The sequence below is a fragment of the Streptomyces sp. NPDC101152 genome (assembly GCF_044768275.1).
In the GTDB taxonomy this organism is placed as follows: Bacteria; Actinomycetota; Actinomycetes; order Streptomycetales; family Streptomycetaceae; genus Streptomyces.
This window is the reverse complement of sequence record NZ_JBIWPO010000009.1, coordinates 202,676-221,668: the sequence shown is the minus strand read 5'-3', so window position 1 is coordinate 221,668 and position 18,993 is coordinate 202,676. Positions and strand designations below refer to the sequence as shown.

Below are 18,993 nucleotides of genomic sequence, written 5' to 3'. Positions count from 1 at the left end.
GCTTCGCGCCTCCGCACGATCGGCCTCTCGACACCGGCGCGCCCCCCACGGCTCTCTCCGCGGCCGGTGTCGTGGGGACAGTTGAAATTGGTGGGCTCTTGCCGTTGGTCGCGCCGGCGTACCGGCACTCAGGTAAGCGCGTGTGCCAGTGGCTCCCCGCGTGCCCAGCGCCCCACCTCCGCCGCTGCGATGCGGGCCGCCTTCTCCGCCACCGCGCGGGAGGCGCCGCCCAGGTGCGGGGTCAGCACGACCCGGTCGGCCAGTGCGCGCAGCCGGGAGTGGGGCGGCAGCGGTTCCCGGGCGTAGGTGTCGAGGGCCGCCGCCGAGAGCTGACCGCTCGCCAGCGCGTCGCACAGCGCGTCCTCGTCCAGCAGCGGCCCGCGCGCCACGTTCACCACCACCGCCCCCCTGGGCAGCAGCGCGAGTTCGCGGGCCCCGATCAGGCCCCGGGTCTCCGGTGTCAGACGGGCGTGCAGGGTGATCAGCCGGGAGCGGCGCAGGAGTTCGTCGAGCGAGGGGACGCGCAGGCCGTGGATCTCGCCGCGGACGTAGGGGTCGTACACCGTCACCCGCGCACCGAAGGCGCACAGCACCCGGGCCACCCGGCTGCCCACCGCGCCGTAGCCGACGAGACCGACCGGCAGGTCCTCCAGCTCCAGACCGCTGTGCTCGTAGGTGTAGTACGTCGCCCCCTCCCAACTTCCCTGTGACGCGAGCAGGTTGTGGGCCTGCGGGATGCGGCGCAGGGCAGCCAGGAGCAGGCCCACGGTGAACTCGGCGGTGGCGGCGGCGTTGCGGCCCGGGGCGTAGCAGACGCGGACGTCGTGGCGCCGCGCCGCGTCCAGGTTGACGTTCACCGGTCCGCCCCGGCAGACGACGACCAGCCGGAGGTCGGGGCAGGCGTCCAGGACCCGTTCCGTCACCGGGCCCATCTGGGTGACCAGCACCGGGACGCCGGCCAGCGCCTCGATCAGCTCGTCCTCGGCGTCACTGGCCTCCGTCACCTCGGCCACCGGACCGAAGGGCTCCAGCGGCCAGCCGAGTTTCAACTCGCCGACCTCGCAGGCGACTTGCTTGCCGAGCGCCTCTCTGATCAGCGGCGGCAGGACGAAGTGGTCGCCGGCCGCCAGCACCCGCAGGGGATCGCTCATCACGGGGAGCCCTTCGTCGCGCAGACCTGATAGGTGACCTTGTGCTCGTCCAGGTCCCGCAGCGCCTCGGCCGGCGCCCCGTCGTCCACGAGGAGCAGGTCGAAGCGGGAGAGCGGGGCGACCCGGTGCAGGGCGGTGCGGGCGAGCTTGGTGTGGTCGATCAGCAGGACGTTGCGGGCGGCCGAGTCGAGCATCGCCCGCTTCACCGACACGATGTGCTGCTCCTGGTGGTAGGCGTACCCGCCGTGCACCGCCGACGTCGACGCGAAGCAGACGTCCACGCGCAGCGACTGGACCGCCTCGACGCAGGACACGCCGAGGAACGAGGAGTGCAGGGGGTCGTAGTCGCCGCCCAGGGCCATCAGGTGGATGCCCCGCTGGTCGGAGAGGACGTTGATGGCCTCCAGGAAGTTGGTGACCACGGTCAGCGGGGTGATCCCGCCGAGCCGCAGGACGCGCGCTATCTCCAGGGCGGAGGTGGAGTCGTCCAGCAGGACCGCCATGCCGGGCTCGATCAGCCGCAGCGCGTGCTCGGCGAGGGCCGCCTTCTCGGCGCGCATCGTCTTCAGCCGGTACTGCACGTTGGACTCGAACACCCCGGACGGCTGCGCGGTCACCCCGCCCCTGAACTTCCTGACGACGCCCTGCCGTTCGAGCTCGTCGAGGTCCCGGTGGATGGTCATCAGGCTCACTCCGAAGTGTTCGGCGAGCTGTGCCGCGCTCGCCGAGCCCTCGGCCAGGACCCGCTCGGCCAGGGCGGCCCGGCGGGCGGCGGGCCGCTGCGGGTGGGCGCCGCCCCCGCTGCTGTCGCTGCTGATCATCGTGTCCCGATCACCGTCGAGTCGGCTCGTCAATCGAGGGTGTAACGGTGGAAGTTGCGCGTCAATCCCTCGCGCAGGCGAGAAACCCGGGTCACTATCGAAGACGGGTGTGAAGTTAACAGGCGCGACCGCGATACCAGGGAGGCTCGGATGGCGGACGGGCGTGAGGCCTGGCTGGGGATCGACCTGGGCACGCAGAGCGTCCGGGTGCTGCTGGTCACCGGGGGCGGCACGGCCCTCGGCGGCGGCTCGGCACCGCTCGGCGGACGGCGGACGGGGGAGCGGCACGAGCAGGATCCGGACGACTGGTGGCGGGCGGTGTGCGCCGCGTCCCGGCAGGCGCTCAGCGGCGTGCGGGACGTGCGGATCGGGGGGCTCGCGGTGTGCGGCACCTCCGGCACGGTCCTGCTGACGGACCCCGCGGGACGGCCGGTGAGCCCCGGGCTGATGTACGACGACGGGCGCGCGGCACGCGAGGCGGCGCGGGTCCGCGCGGCCGGGGTGGACGTTCAGGACACCTGGGCACTGCCGAAGGCACTGTGGCTGGCGGCGGAGTACGGCGGGGGCGCGGGTGGCGGCCCAGCGCTCCGTGACGGCTCGCCCCGCCGCCACCGGCCCCACCCCCACCTCCGCCTCGTCCACCCGCCCCGCTTCCGGCTCGCCCACCAGCCGGACGTGATCGTCGGCCACCTCCTCGGAACGCCCCCGCCCACCGACTCCAGCCACGCCCTCAAGACCGGCTACGACCTCGAACGCGACACCTGGCCGCAGCAGGCCTTCGCCGAACTCGGCCTGCCCGACGGGCTGTTCCCCGAGGCGGTGCGCCCCGGCACCCGGCTCGGCGAGGTCCGCGCCGACGCCGCCGAGGCGACCGGCATCCCGGCCGGCACGCCCGTCGTCGCGGGGATGACCGACGGCTGCGCGGCGCAGATCGCGTCGGGGACGCTCAGGCCCGGCTCCTGGAACTCGGTGCTCGGCACGACGCTCGTCCTCAAGGGCGTCTCCGCCACCCCCGTCCACGATCCCGCCGGCGTGGTCTACAACCACCGTGCCCCGGATGGGACCTGGCTGCCCGGCGGGGCCTCCGGCGTCGGCGCCGGCATCCTCACGGCCGCCTTCGCGGGAGCGGATCCGGCCACGATGGACGCGCGGGCGGCGGCCCACGAGCCCTCGGGCGCGGTGGCGTACCCGCTGGTGTCGCCCGGCGAGCGGTTCCCGTTCCGCGCGCCGGGCGCCTCCGCGCTGGTGCTGGGCGAGCCGCGCGGCGACGCCGACCTGTGGGCCGCGCTCCTCCAGGGCGTCGCCTTCACGGAACGGCTCTGCCTGGACTACCTGCACCACCTCGGCGCCCCGCTGGGCGGCCCGCTCACCTTCACCGGCGGCGGCGCCCGCAGCCCGTACTGGAACCAGTTGCGCGTCGACGTCCTGGGCCGTCCGGCCCGTGTGCCGACGCAGACCGAACCGGCCCTCGGCATGGCCGCGCTGGCCGCCTACGGCACGGGCGCGGGCACCGGGCTGGCGGACGTCGCCGAGCGCATGGTCCGGATCGGGACCGTCCTGGAACCCCGCCCGGGACGCACGGCCCTCTTCGCGCCGGTGTACGCCCGCCTGGTCGATGAACTCACGGCCCGCGGCTGGCTGCCACCCCCGGTCGCGGCCCACGCACACGCCCGCCTGACCAGGGATACTGCGCACTCATGAGCACCACCACCCTCCTGCTGGCCCGCCACGGCCAGACCGTCTGGCACACCGAGAACCGGTACGCGGGGATCAGCGACGTGCCCCTCACCGAGACCGGGTACGCGCAGGCCGAGGCGCTCGGGCGGTGGATCGCCGCGCACCCCGTCGACGCCGTGGTGACCTCGCCCCTCTCCCGCGCGGTCGCCACCGCCGAGCCCGCCTGCCGGGCCCTCGGGATCATCCCGGACCGCGAACACGACCTGCGCGAATGCGACTTCGGGGTGGTGGAGGGCCGAACGCTCGCCGAGTTCGCCGCCGAGAACCCTGAGGCGGTGGAGGCGTTCCGCGCCGACCCCGTCGCCCACCCCTTCCCCGGCGCCGAGGACCCGAAGGCCGCCGCCGAGCGCGGTGCCGCCGCCCTGCGCCGCGTCGCCGCCGCGCACGAGGGCGAGCGTGTCCTGGTCGTCGCCCACAACACCCTGCTGCGCCTGGTGCTGTGCCGCCTGCTGTCCATCCCGCTCGGCGACTACCGCCGCGTCTTCCCGCGGCTGCGGAACGCCGCCGTCACCGAACTCCGGTTGACTCTCGATCACGTTGGGCTGATCTCGCTGAACGTCCCCTGCGATCAGGATCGGACGTAGGAGGATGTCCGCTGACGGAGATCGACACCTCGGTGCCGCATTCGGCCCGGTCTGGAACTACTACGCGGCCACGGACGTGTAGTGCGAGGCGTCGCCCTCGATCGAGTAGCTCTCCTTGCCCTCGATGCCGACCGGGATGTCACCGGCGACGGTCACCCGGTGCAGCCGGCGCGGCAGACCGTCGTAGTTGTCGACCGCGTAGTGCTGGGTGATGCGGTTGTCGAACAGGACGAGCTGGTTCTCCGACCAGCGGTGGCGCAGGATGTTCTCCGGCCGGGTCACGTAGGCCTGGAGCAGGTCGAGGATCTTGCGGGACTCGCCCGGGGACAGGCCGACGATCCGCTGGGCGAACCCGCCGATGAACAGGCCGCGTTCACCGGTCAGCGGGTGGACGCGGACCACCGGGTGGACCGTGCGGTACTTGATGGACGTGAACTGGGCGCGCTGGGCCGCCTGCCGCTCGTCGAGCTCCTCCTCCGGTACGGCGTAGTCGTAGTCGTTGGTGTGCTCCGCCCACAGCGTGTCCGCCAACTGCCGCAGCGACTCCGGCAGTTGCCGGTAGGCGGCGGCGGAGCTGGCGATCAGGGTCTCGCCGCCGTACGGCGGGATCGTGATGGAGCGCAGGGTGCTGGCCTGCGGCGGGTTGAGGACGAAGGTGACGTCGGTGTGCCAGTGGTTGGCGGCCCGGCCGCGCTCGCTGTCGACCGGGAGGACGTTGGGGACGCCGTCGACGGACGAGACCGTCGGGTGGGCGGTGGTGACCTCGCCGAGGTGGCGGACGAAGGCCTGCTGGGTCTCGTCGTCGAGGTTCACGTCGTCGAAGACGAGCGCCTTGTGGGCGTTGAGCGCCTCGCGGATCGCGGTGGCGGTCTCCTCGTCGAGCGGCTTGGAGATGTCGACGCCCAAGACACGGGCGCCGATGTGGGCGGTGACCTTCTGGACTTCGATGGACATGGCCGGGTCCTTTCAGACGAGGGCGGGCTCGAGGTACTGGTTGGCGGGGCGGGGGAGGCCGTAGCGCTCCCGCAGGGTCTGGCGGGGGCCGTACTCCGTGCGGAGCAGGCCGCGGGCGCGGAGGATCGGGACGACGTGGTCGACGAAGGCGTCGAGGCCGGAGGGCAGGACGGCCGGCATGATGTTGAAGCCGTCGGCGGCGCCCCGCGCGAACCAGCTCTCGATCTGGTCGGCGACCTGCTCGGGCGTGCCGGCGAAGGTGAGGTGACCGCGTCCGCCGCCGAGCCGACCGATCAGCTGCCGGACGGTGAGCCGGTCGCGCCGGGCCAGTTCCACGACGAGCGTGTAGCGGCTCTTGGCACCCTCGATGTCGTCCTCGGACGGCAGCTCGGCCGGAAGCTGGGCGTCCAACTCCAGGGTCCCGGAGGGCAGTTGCAGCAGGCGTTCCAGGTTGGCCACGCCGTGCCGGTGCACGATGTGGTCCTCCAGCGACTGCTCGTTGGCCCGAGCCTCGGCCTCGGTGGACCCGATGACCGGCACGATCCCGGGCAGCACCTTGATGTGCTCGGGGTCCCGGCCGGCCGCCTTCGTACGGGACTTGAGGTCGGCGTAGAAGGCCTGCGCGTCCTCAAGGGTCTGCTGGGCGGTGAACACGGCCTCCGCGTACCGGGCCGCGAACGTCTTCCCGTCCTCGCTGGACCCCGCCTGCACGAGCAGCGGGTAGCCCTGCGGGGAGCGGGGGACGTTGAGCGCGCCCTCGACACGGAAGTACGTCCCCTTGTGCCGGGGCGGATGGATCTTGCTGTCGTCGCCCCAGATGCCGGCCGCCTTGTCGGCGACGATCGCGTCGTCCTCCCAGCTGTCCCAGAGCTTCAGCGCGACGTCGAGGAACTCGGCGGCGCGGGCGTACCGCTCGGCGTGCGCGGGCTCGTGCTCCAGACCGAAGTTCCGGGCCGCCTCCGCGCCGGCGGTGGTGACGATGTTCCAGCCGGCCCGGCCGCCGCTGATGATGTCCAGCGAGGCGAACTTGCGGGCCAGGTTGTAGGGGGAGTTGTAGGAGGTCGACGCGGTGGCGACGAGCCCGATGTGCTCGGTGGCCGTCGCGAGCGCGGTGAGCAGGGTGAGGGGTTCCAGGGCGCCGGCGGGGCGCTGGGCGAGGTTGCTCCACAGCTGTGGACCGTCGGCGAGGAAGAGCGAGTCGAAGGTGCCGCGCTCGGCGATCCGGGCCAGGCGTACGTAGTGGTCCAGCTCGACGTGCGCGAGCGGATCGCTCTCGGGCAACCGCCACGAGGCCTCGTGGTGCCCGGTGTTCATGAGGAAGGCGTTGAGGTGGAGCTGGCGGGTCATTGGTGGTCCTCCGGGAAACCCAGGGTGATGGTCATGCGTGGTCCTCGGTGACGCCCAGCGCCGCGAGCAGTCGCTCCCGGTACTCGCCCAGCAGGGGGTCGCGGTAGGAGCGCGGGTGGGGGCGGTCGATGGTCAGGTCGAGGCCGATGCGGCCCTTCTCCAGGACCAGGACCCGGTCGGCGAGGACGATCGCCTCGTCGACGTCGTGGGTGACGAGCAGCACGGACGGCCGGTGCCGCTTCCACAGCTCCCGCAGCAGCGCGTGCATCTTGATGCGGGTGAGCGCGTCGAGCGCGCCGAACGGCTCGTCGGCCAGCAGCAGTTCGGGCTCCCGCACCAGCGACCGCGCGAGCGCCGCCCGCTGGGCCTCGCCGCCGGACAGCTCGTTGGGCCACGCCCGCTCACGCCCCGCGAGCCCCACCTCGGCGAGCGCCTCGCGCCCCCGCTGCCCGGCGTCCTTGCCGTCGAGCCCGAGGAGTACGTTGTCCAGCACCCGCCGCCAGGGCAGCAGCCGCGAGTCCTGGAAGACCACGGAGACCCGTTCCGGAGCGGTGAGCCGGCCGCTCCCGACGACGTTGTGGTCCAGCCCGGCGATGGCCCGCAGCAGGGTGCTCTTGCCGGAGCCGCTGTGCCCCAGCAGGGCCGTGAACTGCCCGGCCGGCAGGTCGAGGTCGATGCCGTCGAGGACGGTTCGCCCGTCGAACGACCGGGTCAGGCCGCGGAGTTGGACGGCGGGCCGGGTCAGCTGCTCAGTGTGCGGCGCCATGACAGCACCCTCCGTTCGACGAGACGGACCGCGCTGTCGGAGACCAGGCCGAAGGCGCCGTACACGAGCAGGCCGACGAGGATCACGCCGGACTGGCCGTAGTTCTGGGCCTGGAACATCATGTAGCCGAGCCCGCTGGTGGCGTTGATCTGCTCCAGCACCACCAGACCCAGCCAGGAGCCGGTCACCCCGAGCCGGAGTCCCACGAAGAATCCGGGCAGGGCGCCGGGGATCACGATCTGCCGGATGAACTGGAGCTTCGACAGCCCCTGCACCTCGGCCAGTTCGACGAACCGGCTGTCGATGCCGGAGAGCGCGGCGTGCGTGTTCAGGTAGATCGGGACGTAGACGACGATGGCGATGATGGCGATCTTGAAGGTCTCGCCGATGCCCAGCCAGAGGATGAACAGCGGGATCAGCCCGAGGGTCGGGATCGCCCGGTTGAGGTTCACCGTCCCGTCGATCAGCGCCTCCCCGACCCGGCTCAGCCCGGAGGCCAGCGCGAGGACGACCCCGGCGACGAGACCGATCGCGAAGCCGTACGCGGCCCGCTCCACGGAGGTCGCGATGTCGGAGGGCAGGGTTCCGGCGGTCCAGAGGCGCCCGGCCGTCCGGAACACCGTCCAGGGGGCCGGGATCGCGCCGGGGTCCAGCCGCCCGGCGGCCGAGGCGACGGCCCACAGGGCGAGCAGCAGGGCGGGGCCGATCAGGCGGGTGGCCGGCAGGCGCCTGCCGGGGGAGAGGCCGCGCCTCCGGCGCCGTACCCGGGGGGTCTCCTCCCGGATCGGCACCGGGACGGCGGTGGTCGTGGTGGTCACTGCGGTCACCTCCGGTATTCCGCCGGTACGGCCTTGGCGGCGATGGGCTCGAAGCGGTGGTCGAAGAGCGAGGACACGTCGAACTTCTTCACGAAGCCGCCCTCCGCCAGCAGATCCGCGGTCTCCTGCTCCCACTTGACGGCCTCGTCCCAAGTCGGCGGGAACAGAGGCTTGTTGGCGAGGTCGGAGATGGACTTGGCCTGCGCGGCGGTCAGGTTCTGCGTTTTGACGTAGAACTCCTCGTTCCAGACGGCGGGGTTCTCGTACGTCCACACCTGGCCCTTGGCCCAGTACGGGATGTACGCGGCGACGGCGGCGGCCTTGGCGGGGTCGCTCAGCACGGAGGTCGGCGCCCAGAGCAGGTTGAGCAGGTCGACGACGTCGGTGGTGATGACGCGGGCGCCCTTGGACGCGTACTGCTGCAGATAGGCGGGCGCCTGGCTGTTGGCGAGCGGGGCGATGTCCACCTGGCCGGACTGCAGGGCGGTGAGGAACTGGTTGCTGGTCAGCGGGACCAGCTTCACGTCGCCGTACTCGAGGGCCGCCTGCTTCAACGCCCGCAGCAGGACCACACCTTGGGCCTGCCCCTGCGAGAAGGCGAGCTTCTTGCCCTTGAAGTCGGCGACCGAGTGGATGTCGCTGCCTGGCTTGGTGGCGAAGAGGTAGTTCGGCTTGCGGGTGATGTCGATCGCGACGATCTTCGCGTCGAAGCCCTGGTAATGGGCCTGGATCGGCGGAATGCCGGCGTTGTTGGCGACGTCGAGGGATTTCGCGCGGAAGGCGTTGATGACATCCGGCCCGGCGCCGATGTTCAGCCAGTTCGACACCGTGAACGGCAGCGCGCCGAACTTGGCCAGTTTGAACTGGAGTTGTTCGGTGTTCTGGTACGAGGCGATCTTCAGGCTGGTGCCCGCCGGGACCTTGTCGGCGAGCGGGGCGGACAGGGCGGCCTTGCCGGTGTCGGCGGACGCGCTGCCGTTCGCGCAGCCGCTGAGCCCGGCGACCCCGGCGGCGGCACCGAGCAGGGAGGTGAGGAAGAGCCGTCGGTCGACACCCGGGACAGGCGAGGAAGGCATGGCGAAACTCCGTGAGGTCGGAAAGGAAGGAAGGAAAGAGGACGCGCGGAATTCCGGCCGGAACACGGCCCGGGAAGGGGTTTCACACAGAATTCACGCAGGGGGGAATGAGCGCTTCACACGCGGCGACGTGTCAGCAACAAAGGGTGCGACAGCTCACGAACAGGCTCATGACCAGGATGTTCCCGGCCATGAACGCCCCCTGTCAACATTCGGAGTTTCTGAATTAAATAGGCCGAGGTGAGGCCGCCAGCGGATCCCGGTAGAGCACGTCGAGCGCCACCGAGCCGCCTGCCACCGCGAGCACGGAATCGGGGAAACTCGTCGGCAGCACGGACGCGGCGCGTTCGGCGCCGACCCCTTCCCGCAGCGCGTCGAGGCAGTCCTGCCGGTGGATGATCCCCACCTCGGTCACCACGACCGTCTCCGGGTTCAGCACGTCCAGCAGCAGCCGCGAGGCCCGCCCGACGGCCCGGGCCCGCTCCACCAGCAGTCGCACGGCCTCCCGGTCGCCCGCGGCCGCCGCCGTGACCACGTGCAGGGGGTTCACGCCCTCCACGACACCGGCCGCCCGCGCCCGCCGCACCATCGTCTGCTCGCTCAACTCCGCCTGCAGGCAGCCGATCCGCCCGCACGCGCAGTGCTCCGTGCCGCCCGGCACCGGCAAATGGGCGATCGCGCCCGCCTGCGAACGCGGCCCGTGGTGCACCTCGTCGTGGGTGGCGAACGCCGCGTCGACCACGTTGCCCACGAACAGGTGCAGCACGCTCCCGCTGTCCTTCGCGCGCCCGAACAGCCGCTCACCGTTGACCAGGGCCCGCGCGTGCCCGTCCACGTGGACCGGCAGCCCGGTTCGCTCGCCGAGCACCTCCCGCACCGCGACCTCGCGCCAGCCGAGCAGCGGATGCTCGACGACGGTCCCGGACTCCCGGTCCACCCAGCCGCCGACGGCCACACCCACGCCCAGCGGCCGGCAGCGCGGGGCCCCGGCCAGCAACGCGCCCAGCCCCTCGGCGGCCCGTGCCAGCACCCATCCCGGATCGGTCCGCTCGTGCTTCACCTCGCGCCGGGCCACCACCCGGCCGCGCAGATCGAGCAGCGCCACGGTGGTGTACCGCACGGCCACGTGCACCCCGCCGACCACGAAACGCGAGTCGTCCAGGTCGACGGGAACGTGCGGGCGCCCCACGCCGTTCGAGCGGCGGGGCGCGGACGCCTCGCGGATCAGGCCGAGTTCGGCGAACCGGGCGCAGTAGTCCGTCACTGACGCCGGTGACAGCCCGGTCAGCCGGGCGATGGTGGAGCGCGCCACCGGCCCGTGCTCCAGCACGGACCGCAGGACGACGCTCGCGCTCGTCCGGCGCCGGGAGGAGGGGGTGGGGGAGGCGAGAGGGGGTGAGGCGGTACGGGGCATGGGAAAACGTCCTCGGGAAGGGAGCCGACACGTCTCGGGGACCGAGGCGCGCCGCAACCCGCCTCAGCCGCTGCTGATGACTCGTGCGCGGCTACAGGTCGCGGTGCCCTGGCGTCGCAGGTCGACATAGCGACGCGACGTGAAGTACCGGGACTGGGCGACCATGTCCCGAAGGGTAGGGGAGAAAAGGTGAATCCGACCAGACCACTAGGGTTCGTTTGGCGGAACCGGACAGTCCGCGCTCCCGTCCGTCAGGTGAGCGAAACGTCCCGGCCTCAGTGACCGTTGTCACGTCGAACCGGGTGTAACCAGCACCCTTTGTCCGGAGCCCACCAAGCTCCCGCCGCCCCCTTTGTCGAGCGCTGACGGTGATCGCCGCCACCGGCCTGGGTTAACGTCACCGTGTCCCAGCATGTCCCCGTCACCCGCGGAGTCCCCATGAGCACCGCTGTCGCCACCGCCCGCCCCCGCGAGGTCCTCGCCGACCTCCTGCCCGCGTCCCGCGTGAGGGACGTGGCGCTGGTGCTCGGCGGCGCCGCGCTCACCGGCCTCGCGGCCCAGATCTCGGTCCCCGTCCCGCACTCCCCGGTGCCGGTCACCGGCCAGACCTTCGCCGCGCTGCTGGTCGGCACGACGCTCGGCGCGAGGCGCGGCCTGGCCGCGCTCGCCCTGTACGCGCTGGCCGGACTCGCCGGCGTGCCGTGGTTCGCCGGCGGCTCCTCCGGTGTCTCCGTCTCCTTCGGCTACGTCCTGGGCATGCTGCTCGCCGCCACCGTGGTGGGCGCCCTGGCCCGCCGCGGCGCCGACCGCTCGGTGGTGCGCATGGCGGGCACGATGCTGCTGGGCGAGGCGATCATCTACGCGATCGGCGTCCCGTACCTCGCCTACGCGGCCGACATGTCCCCCACGGCGGCGATCGCGGCCGGCCTCACCCCGTTCCTGATCGGCGACGCCCTGAAGGCGGCCCTGGCGATGGGCGTCATGCCGGCCGCCTGGAAGCTCGTCAGGCGCTGACGCCGTCGTTCCCGCGGAAGAGGTTCGCCGGGTCGTAGTGCGCCTTCAGCCCGGCGAGCCTCTTGCGCGTCCCCTCGTCGTACAACCCCTCCGTCCGGTCGCCGGCCCCGAAGGCGAAGTTGACCGCCCGGCCCAGAGTGTCCGGCGCGAGCAGCGCGAACGCCGGATCCAGCACTGCACGCGCCTCCTCCCGGTCCCCCGACGGCCAGCAGCCGTACCAGGAACCGCCCTTCGCGGAACGACACCGAGTTGGGCGCGGGCCGCGCGAGGGCACCGCCCAGATGGTTGACCTGCACGACACACATGGGCCCACCGGCGTCCGGCCCGGTCCGCGCGAGCACCTCACCGGCCCGATAGGCGTCCAGCTCGCTCAGCACCACGCTGTCCCCGTAGTAGGCGTCTGGGAAGTCGGGATCACTGTGGATGGTGTGGCTCTCGGCGTACGGCATCTGACGCAGCGAGTCGCCGATCACCGGCCCGAACTCCCTGAGCGGCGCGGTGATCCGCTCACCGCCGGCCCCCGTGTGGGCGACCCGCACGCCATCGACCTCGTGGGCGCCATCGGCCGGGCAGTCCTCAACAACCTCATGCCCGCCCGCCGACTGCGCCTCGGTCCCCGCGCCGTGAAGCGACCAATGTCCCGCTGTGCCTACAAGAGCCTGCGCGTCGACCGACACACCTACAAGGCCACCGTCAGCATCGACATCCTGTTGACACCGCCCATCAGCCCATAACTTCATGGCCTTGGCCTAAAGCGTGGGAGGTGCCCCCATCCGCGGCGCGAGCCCGTACGGTTCGGCGGCGGCGACGACCTGGCCCCGGCGGACGCCGGCCTGGACGCGTGCGGTGCGGGCCTCGGCGTCGACGGTCACCCGGTCCATCCGCTTCGTCGTGACCAGGACGCCTCCTTCGGAGGCGCCGGGCAGGCCGTGCCCGGTGGCCTGGACGCCGATCGGCAGGTTCCGCTCCGCCGCGTACCGCACGACGGCGATCACGTCTGCGGCGGACCGCGCGGCGAAGACCACGGCGGGGCGCCGGCCGAACCCGGTCTGGAATCCGGCGAGTTCCTCCTGGTAGCCGGGGTCGCCGGGGCGGCGGACGGTCAGGTCTGCGGTGTCGTGGACGAAGGTCATGGCACGCATCGTGCCCGCACAACCTGACAACCACCGTCAGCTTTTCCGTGGAAGCGAAGGGCCCCGTGGACACACCACGAGGCCCCTCGTCACGCGGACGGCACCGCTGGGATCATCCCGCCTCGACCTTGTCCGGCACCTGTGCCGAGGCGACGGCCGCCCGGCCGCCGCGCACCCGCTCCTTCACCACCGCGACCACCAGGACGACCGCCGCCACCAGCAGCGACAGCAGCACGGTCTCCCGGCCGTCGTGCTCGGTGTCCGTGAGCATGTAGCCGAGCACGAACACGATCAACGCGGCCGTGGCCCAGGTCAGATACGGGTACAGCCACATCTTCACGACGAGCTTCTCCGGCGCCTCCGCCTGGATGATCCGCCGCATCCTGAGCTGCGAGAAGCAGATCACCAGCCAGACGAACAGGGCGACGGCGCCACTGGAGTTGACCAGGAAGAGGAACACCGAGTCCGGGAAGCGGTAGTTGAAGAACACGGCGACGAAACCGAAGACGACCGACGCGACGATCGCGGCCATCGGCACACCACGGGACGTCGTCCGGGCGAAGGCCCTCGGTGCGTCACCCCGCTCGCCCAGCGAGAAGGCCATCCGGGAGGCCGTGTACAGGCCCGAGTTGAGACAGGACAGCACCGACGTCAGCACGATGAAGTTCATGATCTGACCGGCGTGCGCGATACCGAGGGAGTCCAGGGCGGCGACGTAGGAGCCCTTCTCCTTGATCGACGGGTCGTTCCAGGGGAGCAGGGCGACGACGACGAAGATCGAGCCCAGGTAGAAGACCGCGATGCGCCAGATGATGCTGTTCGTCGACTTCGTGACCGCCCGCTGCGGGTTCTCCGACTCGCCGGCCGCCAGCGTGGCGATCTCGCTGCCCATGAAGGAGAAGACGACCAGCAGGACGCCGGTGAGGATCGCGCCGGGTCCGTGCGGGAGGAAACCGCCGTGGCCGGTCAGGTTGCCCAGGCCGGCCTTGTCGCTGTGGACCCCCGGCAGCACGCCGAACACCGCGAGCGCGCCGACCACGATGAACGCGCCGATCGCGACGACCTTGATCCCCGCGAACCAGAACTCGAACTCGCCGTAGGAGCCGACCGAGACGAGGTTGGTGGCGGTCAGCACCACCATCACGATGAGCGCCCAGCCCCACTGCGGGACGGCCGGGATCCAGCCCTGAAGGATCTTCGCGCCGGCGGTGGCCTCCACCGCGAGCACCACGACCCAGAAGAACCAGTACAGCCAGCCGATGGAGAACCCGGCCCAGCGGCCGAGCGCCCGGTCGGCATGGGCCGAGAAGGAGCCGGAGGTCGGGTTGGCGGCGGACATCTCGCCGAGCATCCGCATGACGAGGACGACCAGCGTACCGACGAGGGCGTACGACAGCAGGATGCCGGGTCCGGCCGTCGCGATGCCGGAGCTGGAGCCGACGAACAGGCCCGCTCCGATGACACCGCCGATGGCGATCATCGACAGATGTCGGTTCTTGAGTCCGGCCTGGAGACCAGTCATGGGGGAGTTCCTTTGCGCCGGGTGTGGGGACTTCCGTACCGCGCCGGAGGAGCGACGTACGAATCGGTCCAGTGAATCGGAGGCAAAAGGATTGGTGAACCTCTGAATCCAGATTGTTACTTGAGGTTTCTTTGAGGTTCCATGGTCTGGCTGGTATTTCTCCAGTTCGCCACCCGGAGCTGCTGCCCGGAAACAGCCATGTCACACTCGAAGTCATGCGCGTGTATCTCGGCTCCGACCATGCCGGCTTCGAACTCAAGAACCACCTCGTCGAGTGGCTGGAGTCGGCCGGCCACGACCCCGTCGACTGCGGCCCGCACCTCTACGACGCCCAGGACGACTACCCGCCCTTCTGCCTCCGTGCCGCCGAGAAGGCCGCCGCGGACCCCGACGCCCTCGCCATCGTGATCGGCGGCTCCGGCAACGGCGAGCAGATCGCGGCGAACAAGGTGAAGGGCGTGCGCGCCGCGCTCGCCTGGAGCGAGGAGACCGCCTCGCTGGGCCGTCAGCACAACAACGCCAACGTGATGGCGGTGGGCGCGCGCATGCACACCCAGGAGGAGGCGACGAAGTTCGTCGAGACCTTCCTGAACACCCCGTTCTCCGGTGACGAGCGCCATCAGCGCCGCATCGACATGCTCACCGACTACGAGACCACGGGCGACCTGCCCCCGATCCCCGCGCACCACCCGCAGCAGGACTGAGCCCCGCCCCGGGGGCTGGAAAGGACCACGCACCGTGCCAGAGGGGCACACGATCCACCGGCTGGCGTCGGACTACGCCGCCCGTTTCGCCGGCACGGCACCGCGGGTGACCAGCCCCCAGGGGAAGTTCTCCGACGCCGCCGCGCTGCTCGACGGCGCCGAACTCACCCGGACCGAGGCCCACGGCAAGCACCTCTTCCTCGGCTTCCGCGACACCGACTGGGTCCACATCCACCTGGGCCTGTTCGGCAAGGTCGGCTTCGGGGACGCCCCCGCCCCGCCGCCCACCGACACGGTCCGGCTGCGCCTCGCGAACGACAGCGCCTACGTCGACCTGCGCGGCCCGACCACCTGCGCGCTCGTCACCGACGACGAGAAGCGGGCGGTCCACGCCCGCCTCGGCCCCGACCCGCTCCGGGCCGACGCCGACCCCGAGGCCGCGTACCGGCGGATCTCCCGCAGCCGCACGACGATCGCCGCGCTGCTCATGGACCAGAAGGTGATCGCCGGCGTCGGCAACGTCTACCGCGCCGAGGTCCTCTTCCGGCACGGCATCGACCCCTACCGCGCGGGCCGGGACATAACGGCCGGCGAGTGGGAGCTGATCTGGGCCGACCTGGTCGAGCTGATGCGTGAGGGCGTGCGCGAGAACCGCATCGACACCGTCCGCCCCGAGCACACCCCCGAGGCGATGGGCCGCCCCCCGCGCGTGGACGACCACGGCGGCGAGGTGTACGTCTACCGGCGCGCCCCCCTGCCCTGCCACATCTGCGGCGACGGGATCCGCACCGCCGACCTCGCCGCCCGCAACCTCTTCTGGTGCCCCACCTGCCAGCCGGCCTGACCCGCCGGCCCCGGTACTAGAACCCGTACGGCAGCCACGGGGCCGTCGTGGAGCCGAAGGCCAGGGACGCCTCCGCGAGCGCGCCCCGCCTCAGCTCCCGTACCCGGCCGGCCGCGGCGAGCGCGTCCAGGGTCACACCGCCGAGGTAGGCCGAGCCCAACTCCCGTACCGTCAGCGCGAGATCGGCGGGGTCCTCGGTGCGCGCGCAGGACGCGCCCTTGGGGTCGCCGGACAGCCGCCAACGGCCGCTGTTCCAGGGGCAGAAGGCGTCCTCGACCGCCAACACCACGTCCACCGGCGTCTGGTAGGTCCGCGCCTCCAGCGCCGCCCCCACGTCCACCAGCCGCACGTGCAGCGAGTCCCGCACGAGCAGCGAGCAGCGCCGGACGTCGGACACCAGGTGCTGCCACGGCTCGTCCAGCGGTCGGCCCCGGGCGTGGATCCGCGAGGTCAGGTCGATGTCGAACAGGAACCGCCACAGCGCGGCGTGCGCCGCCGGGTCCAGTGCGTCCACGTCCTGCGTGACCACCGTGCCCCTAGGGCCCGCGGGCTCCCAGTCCGCCCTGACCCGGAACCGCGCGTACCCGACGACCTGCCCGTCCCGCTCCGCGAGCACGCACTGCAACGGCGACGCGCCGTCCCGCCCGCTCTGTGGATCCAGCAACCGCTGCCGCTCCCAGCCCGGGTTCCGCGCCACCATCCCCGGCCGCCGGGCCACCAGTCGGGCGTAGACGTCCTCACAGGCGTCGAGCGCGTCGACGGGCTCGGCGTACCGCAGCCGTACGTCATCCGTGCCGGGCGGCACGGACAGCCGCACCCGGGTCGTGTCGATCTCGGCGTTGACGTGATACGTCCCGATCCCGTAGCCGAACCGCCCGTAGATCGCGGGTTCCGAGGCCGTCAGCACGGCCAGCGGCTCGCCCCAGGACCGTACGTCGTCCAACTGCCGCCGCATCATGGACGTCAGCACCCCGCGCCGCCGGTGCGTTGCGGCCACGCCGACCATGGTCACGCCGGCGGCGGGCACCGCGGCCCCGCCGGGCACGGTCAGCCGGAACCGGAACGCGCTCGCCGTGCCCACGCACACGTCACCGTCCCAGGCGCCGATCGAGCGCTCCACCTCCGTCAGCTCGCGCCACAGCGTCCGCTCCTCGGCCGACTCCGGAACCCCGCCGAAGGCGCGGAGCAGGTTGTCGTACCACTCGTCCCAGGCGTCCGGCACCAGCGCCCGCAAGTCAGTACCCATGCACCATGCCTATCAGGGCACCCCGGGAACGGGCGAGGGAGTTTCCGCGGCACTCAGATCCCGGTAAGGTCCCGTACAAAACGGGGCGTTCGCGGCCTCAACGGTACCTGTGAAGTTGAACCTCGGATGGGGGACAAGTCGTACCTCCTGTGCCAACTGACGGGTCCGACGGATAAGGTCCCGAACTAATGGCAGCAGGACGAGAGCGGCGCGCGGCGGCCGAGACGTTCCCGGCCCGGTGGAAGATGCAGTGGCACCGGGTCCGCACCGGCCTGCGCCGAAGCGCCGTGGACTACTTCCGCGGGGACGGCTCGGACTGGGTCGCGCTGGCCGGACTGCTGCTCACCGTCCCGGTGATCGCGAGCGTCACGCTCATGAACTCCGTGTGGTGCTCGCCCGCCGCCCTGGTCATCCCGATCGTCGCGGGCGGACTGCTGCTGCGCCCCGCCAGCCTGCTCGGCCTGTACGCGGCCGCGGCCACCGCGCTGATCGTGGAGTCGGTGCGGCTCGGCCCCTACACCGAGGGGCCGTCCCGGGTCACCCCGGGCGTGGTGCTCGTGGTCGCCGCCTGCGGGTTCTTCGGACTGCTCGTCGCCCAGTTCCGCAGCCGCGTCGGCGTGCCCTGGCGACGCGGCGGCACCATGCTGTTCGACCTGCGCGAGCGCATCCGCGTGCAGAGCAAGCTGCCGACGCTCCCGGACGGTTGGCACCGGGAGATGGCCCTGCGGCCGGCCGGCGGCCAGTCCTTCTCCGGCGACTTCGTGGTGGCGGCCCGCACCAACGGCGGCCGCACCCTGGAGGTCGTGCTGACGGACGTCTCCGGCAAGGGCATGGACGCCGGCTCGCGCGCCCTGCTGCTGTCGGGCGCGTTCGGCGGCCTGCTCGGCTCACTGCCCCCGCACGCCTTCCTTCCCGCCGCGAACGGCTACCTCCTGCGCCAGGACTGGGACGAGGGCTTCGCGACCTCCATCCACCTGGTCCTCGACCTCGACTCCGGCGACTACGAGCTCTACTCGGCCGGCCATCCGCCGGGCCTCCAGCTCAGCGCGGGCAGCGGCCGCTGGGAGGAGAAGGCCGCCGAGGGCCCGCTGCTCGGTGTGTACGACGGCGCCCAATTCGACCCCGTTAAGGGCTCGCTGCGCCCCGGCGACGTGTTGATGCTGTTCACAGACGGCCTCGTCGAGACCTCCGACCGCGACATAGTCGAGGGCATCGACCGCCTGACCGGGGAGGCCGACCGGTATGTGGCCGGCGGTTTCCACGGCGCCGCCTGGCACCTCATCGAGGCGGTGGCGAAGGACGTCAACGACGACCGCGCCCTGCTGCTGATCTGTCGCGAGGGCCCGACCGCGGCCGCGAGGCTCGTCTGACTCACGGGCACACTGGACGGGTGACCGAGACGACCGGAAGACTCACCCTGGCCGAGGTGGAGGCCGTCGCCCGTGCCGCCCACCAGGGGCAGACCGACAAGGCGGGACGGCCGTACGCCGAGCATCTGCGCGCCGTCGCCGAAGGGGTACGCGCGCGTGGCGGCGACGAGGAGCAGATCGCCGCCGCCTGGCTGCACGACGCCGTGGAGGACGACGCGCTGACCGAACGGTGGCTGGACGGGGCGCCGTTGAGCCGCCGCACGAAGGACATCGTGCTCGCGGTCACCAAGCGCGCGGGGGAGGGCCCCGAGGAGTACGCCGGGCGGATCCTCGCCACCGAGGGCGCGCTGCTGGTCAAGGAGGCGGACCTGGCGCACAACGCCGACCCGGCGCGACTGGCCCGCCTCGACGACGCGGCCACCCGCACCCGCCTGACCGAGAAGTACGCCCGAATGCGCGCCCTTCTGGGCCTCGCCGAGTAGCCGACCGCGC

The 18,993-nt window shown here is 71.9% G+C and carries 20 protein-coding genes; 8 read left to right on the top strand and 12 right to left on the bottom strand.

Annotated elements, in window-relative coordinates:
• Positions 1-128: 128 nt before the first annotated feature.
• Together ACIRVK_RS15285 and ACIRVK_RS15280 are read right to left on the bottom strand one after the other, a co-directional pair.
• Positions 129-1,151 (bottom strand): 2-hydroxyacid dehydrogenase, encoded by a 1,023-nt coding sequence (locus ACIRVK_RS15285; protein ID WP_404247002.1) that lies wholly within the window; start codon positions 1,149-1,151, stop codon positions 129-131.
• Positions 1,151-1,972, bottom strand: coding sequence for a DeoR/GlpR family DNA-binding transcription regulator (locus tag ACIRVK_RS15280; protein ID WP_404247000.1), 822 nt, complete (start codon positions 1,970-1,972; stop codon positions 1,151-1,153). The genes ACIRVK_RS15285 and ACIRVK_RS15280 overlap by 1 nt, the downstream gene beginning before the upstream one ends.
• A 150-nt stretch (positions 1,973-2,122) precedes the next feature.
• Here ACIRVK_RS15280 and ACIRVK_RS15275 point away from each other — a divergent pair, with 150 nt between their 5' ends.
• A complete protein-coding gene (locus tag ACIRVK_RS15275; protein ID WP_404246998.1) occupies positions 2,123-3,673 on the top strand; it encodes an FGGY-family carbohydrate kinase in 1,551 nt (516 codons plus the stop codon).
• Positions 3,670-4,293, top strand: a complete 624-nt coding sequence (locus tag ACIRVK_RS15270; RefSeq protein WP_404246996.1) for a histidine phosphatase family protein — start codon at positions 3,670-3,672, stop codon at positions 4,291-4,293. The genes ACIRVK_RS15275 and ACIRVK_RS15270 overlap by 4 nt, the downstream gene beginning before the upstream one ends.
• 60 nt (positions 4,294-4,353) lie before the next feature.
• Here the strand turns inward: ACIRVK_RS15270 and ACIRVK_RS15265 are convergent, their stop codons facing one another.
• From ACIRVK_RS15265 to ACIRVK_RS15240, 6 genes are all read right to left on the bottom strand, one after another.
• Positions 4,354-5,247, bottom strand: a complete 894-nt coding sequence (locus ACIRVK_RS15265) for a TauD/TfdA dioxygenase family protein (protein WP_404246994.1) — start codon at positions 5,245-5,247, stop codon at positions 4,354-4,356.
• A 12-nt stretch (positions 5,248-5,259) separates the two neighbouring features.
• Positions 5,260-6,594 carry an LLM class flavin-dependent oxidoreductase gene (locus ACIRVK_RS15260; protein ID WP_404246992.1) on the bottom strand — a complete coding sequence of 445 codons (1,335 nt, stop codon included), beginning with the start codon at positions 6,592-6,594 and terminating at the stop codon, positions 5,260-5,262.
• Positions 6,595-6,625: 31 nt separating this feature from the next.
• Complete coding sequence (locus ACIRVK_RS15255) at positions 6,626-7,360, bottom strand: ABC transporter ATP-binding protein (protein ID WP_404246990.1); 735 nt, start codon at positions 7,358-7,360, stop codon at positions 6,626-6,628.
• A complete protein-coding gene (locus tag ACIRVK_RS15250) occupies positions 7,336-8,178 on the bottom strand; it encodes an ABC transporter permease (protein ID WP_404246988.1) in 843 nt (280 codons plus the stop codon). Before ACIRVK_RS15250 ends, ACIRVK_RS15255 begins: the two co-directional genes overlap by 25 nt.
• 5 nt (positions 8,179-8,183) lie before the next feature.
• Positions 8,184-9,254 carry an ABC transporter substrate-binding protein gene (locus ACIRVK_RS15245; RefSeq protein WP_404246986.1) on the bottom strand — a complete coding sequence of 357 codons (1,071 nt, stop codon included), beginning with the start codon at positions 9,252-9,254 and terminating at the stop codon, positions 8,184-8,186.
• Between the two features lie 226 nt (positions 9,255-9,480).
• Positions 9,481-10,668 carry an ROK family protein gene (locus ACIRVK_RS15240; protein ID WP_404246984.1) on the bottom strand — a complete coding sequence of 396 codons (1,188 nt, stop codon included), beginning with the start codon at positions 10,666-10,668 and terminating at the stop codon, positions 9,481-9,483.
• 438 nt (positions 10,669-11,106) lie between these two features.
• Here ACIRVK_RS15240 and ACIRVK_RS15235 point away from each other — a divergent pair, with 438 nt between their 5' ends.
• Positions 11,107-11,682, top strand: a complete 576-nt coding sequence (locus ACIRVK_RS15235; protein WP_404246982.1) for a biotin transporter BioY — start codon at positions 11,107-11,109, stop codon at positions 11,680-11,682.
• On the opposite strand, the gene ACIRVK_RS15230 is transcribed toward ACIRVK_RS15235, so the two are convergent.
• Positions 11,672-11,857 (bottom strand): BBE domain-containing protein, encoded by a 186-nt coding sequence (locus ACIRVK_RS15230; protein ID WP_404246980.1) that lies wholly within the window; start codon positions 11,855-11,857, stop codon positions 11,672-11,674. The two genes, ACIRVK_RS15235 and ACIRVK_RS15230, sit on opposite strands and share 11 nt — an antisense overlap.
• Before the next feature lie 253 nt (positions 11,858-12,110).
• Between ACIRVK_RS15230 and ACIRVK_RS15225 the strand changes: the two genes are divergently transcribed.
• Positions 12,111-12,416 carry a hypothetical protein gene (locus ACIRVK_RS15225; RefSeq protein WP_404246978.1) on the top strand — a complete coding sequence of 102 codons (306 nt, stop codon included), beginning with the start codon at positions 12,111-12,113 and terminating at the stop codon, positions 12,414-12,416.
• A 15-nt stretch (positions 12,417-12,431) separates the two neighbouring features.
• Here ACIRVK_RS15225 and ACIRVK_RS15220 read toward each other — a convergent pair whose 3' ends face one another.
• Together ACIRVK_RS15220 and ACIRVK_RS15215 are read right to left on the bottom strand one after the other, a co-directional pair.
• On the bottom strand, positions 12,432-12,815 hold the full coding sequence (locus tag ACIRVK_RS15220; RefSeq protein WP_404246976.1) for an FAD-binding oxidoreductase: 384 nt from the start codon (positions 12,813-12,815) through the stop codon (positions 12,432-12,434).
• 112 nt (positions 12,816-12,927) lie between these two features.
• Positions 12,928-14,337, bottom strand: a complete 1,410-nt coding sequence (locus ACIRVK_RS15215) for an amino acid permease (RefSeq protein WP_404246974.1) — start codon at positions 14,335-14,337, stop codon at positions 12,928-12,930.
• A 215-nt stretch (positions 14,338-14,552) separates the two neighbouring features.
• On the opposite strand from ACIRVK_RS15215, the gene ACIRVK_RS15210 reads away from it, so the two are divergent.
• Both ACIRVK_RS15210 and ACIRVK_RS15205 read left to right on the top strand, forming a co-directional pair.
• Positions 14,553-15,041 carry a ribose-5-phosphate isomerase gene (locus ACIRVK_RS15210; protein ID WP_404246972.1) on the top strand — a complete coding sequence of 163 codons (489 nt, stop codon included), beginning with the start codon at positions 14,553-14,555 and terminating at the stop codon, positions 15,039-15,041.
• A 34-nt stretch (positions 15,042-15,075) separates the two neighbouring features.
• Entirely contained in the window at positions 15,076-15,885 is an 810-nt protein-coding gene (locus ACIRVK_RS15205) for an Fpg/Nei family DNA glycosylase (RefSeq protein ID WP_404246970.1), read from the top strand.
• Positions 15,886-15,901: 16 nt separating this feature from the next.
• Here ACIRVK_RS15205 and ACIRVK_RS15200 read toward each other — a convergent pair whose 3' ends face one another.
• Positions 15,902-17,131 (bottom strand): GNAT family N-acetyltransferase, encoded by a 1,230-nt coding sequence (locus ACIRVK_RS15200; RefSeq protein WP_404246968.1) that lies wholly within the window; start codon positions 17,129-17,131, stop codon positions 15,902-15,904.
• A gap of 188 nt (positions 17,132-17,319) precedes the next feature.
• Between ACIRVK_RS15200 and ACIRVK_RS15195 the strand changes: the two genes are divergently transcribed.
• Both ACIRVK_RS15195 and ACIRVK_RS15190 read left to right on the top strand, forming a co-directional pair.
• Positions 17,320-18,501, top strand: a complete 1,182-nt coding sequence (locus ACIRVK_RS15195; RefSeq protein ID WP_404246966.1) for a PP2C family protein-serine/threonine phosphatase — start codon at positions 17,320-17,322, stop codon at positions 18,499-18,501.
• 20 nt (positions 18,502-18,521) lie between these two features.
• Positions 18,522-18,983, top strand: a complete 462-nt coding sequence (locus tag ACIRVK_RS15190; RefSeq protein ID WP_404246964.1) for an HD domain-containing protein — start codon at positions 18,522-18,524, stop codon at positions 18,981-18,983.
• The last annotated feature ends 10 nt before the right edge of the window (positions 18,984-18,993 follow it).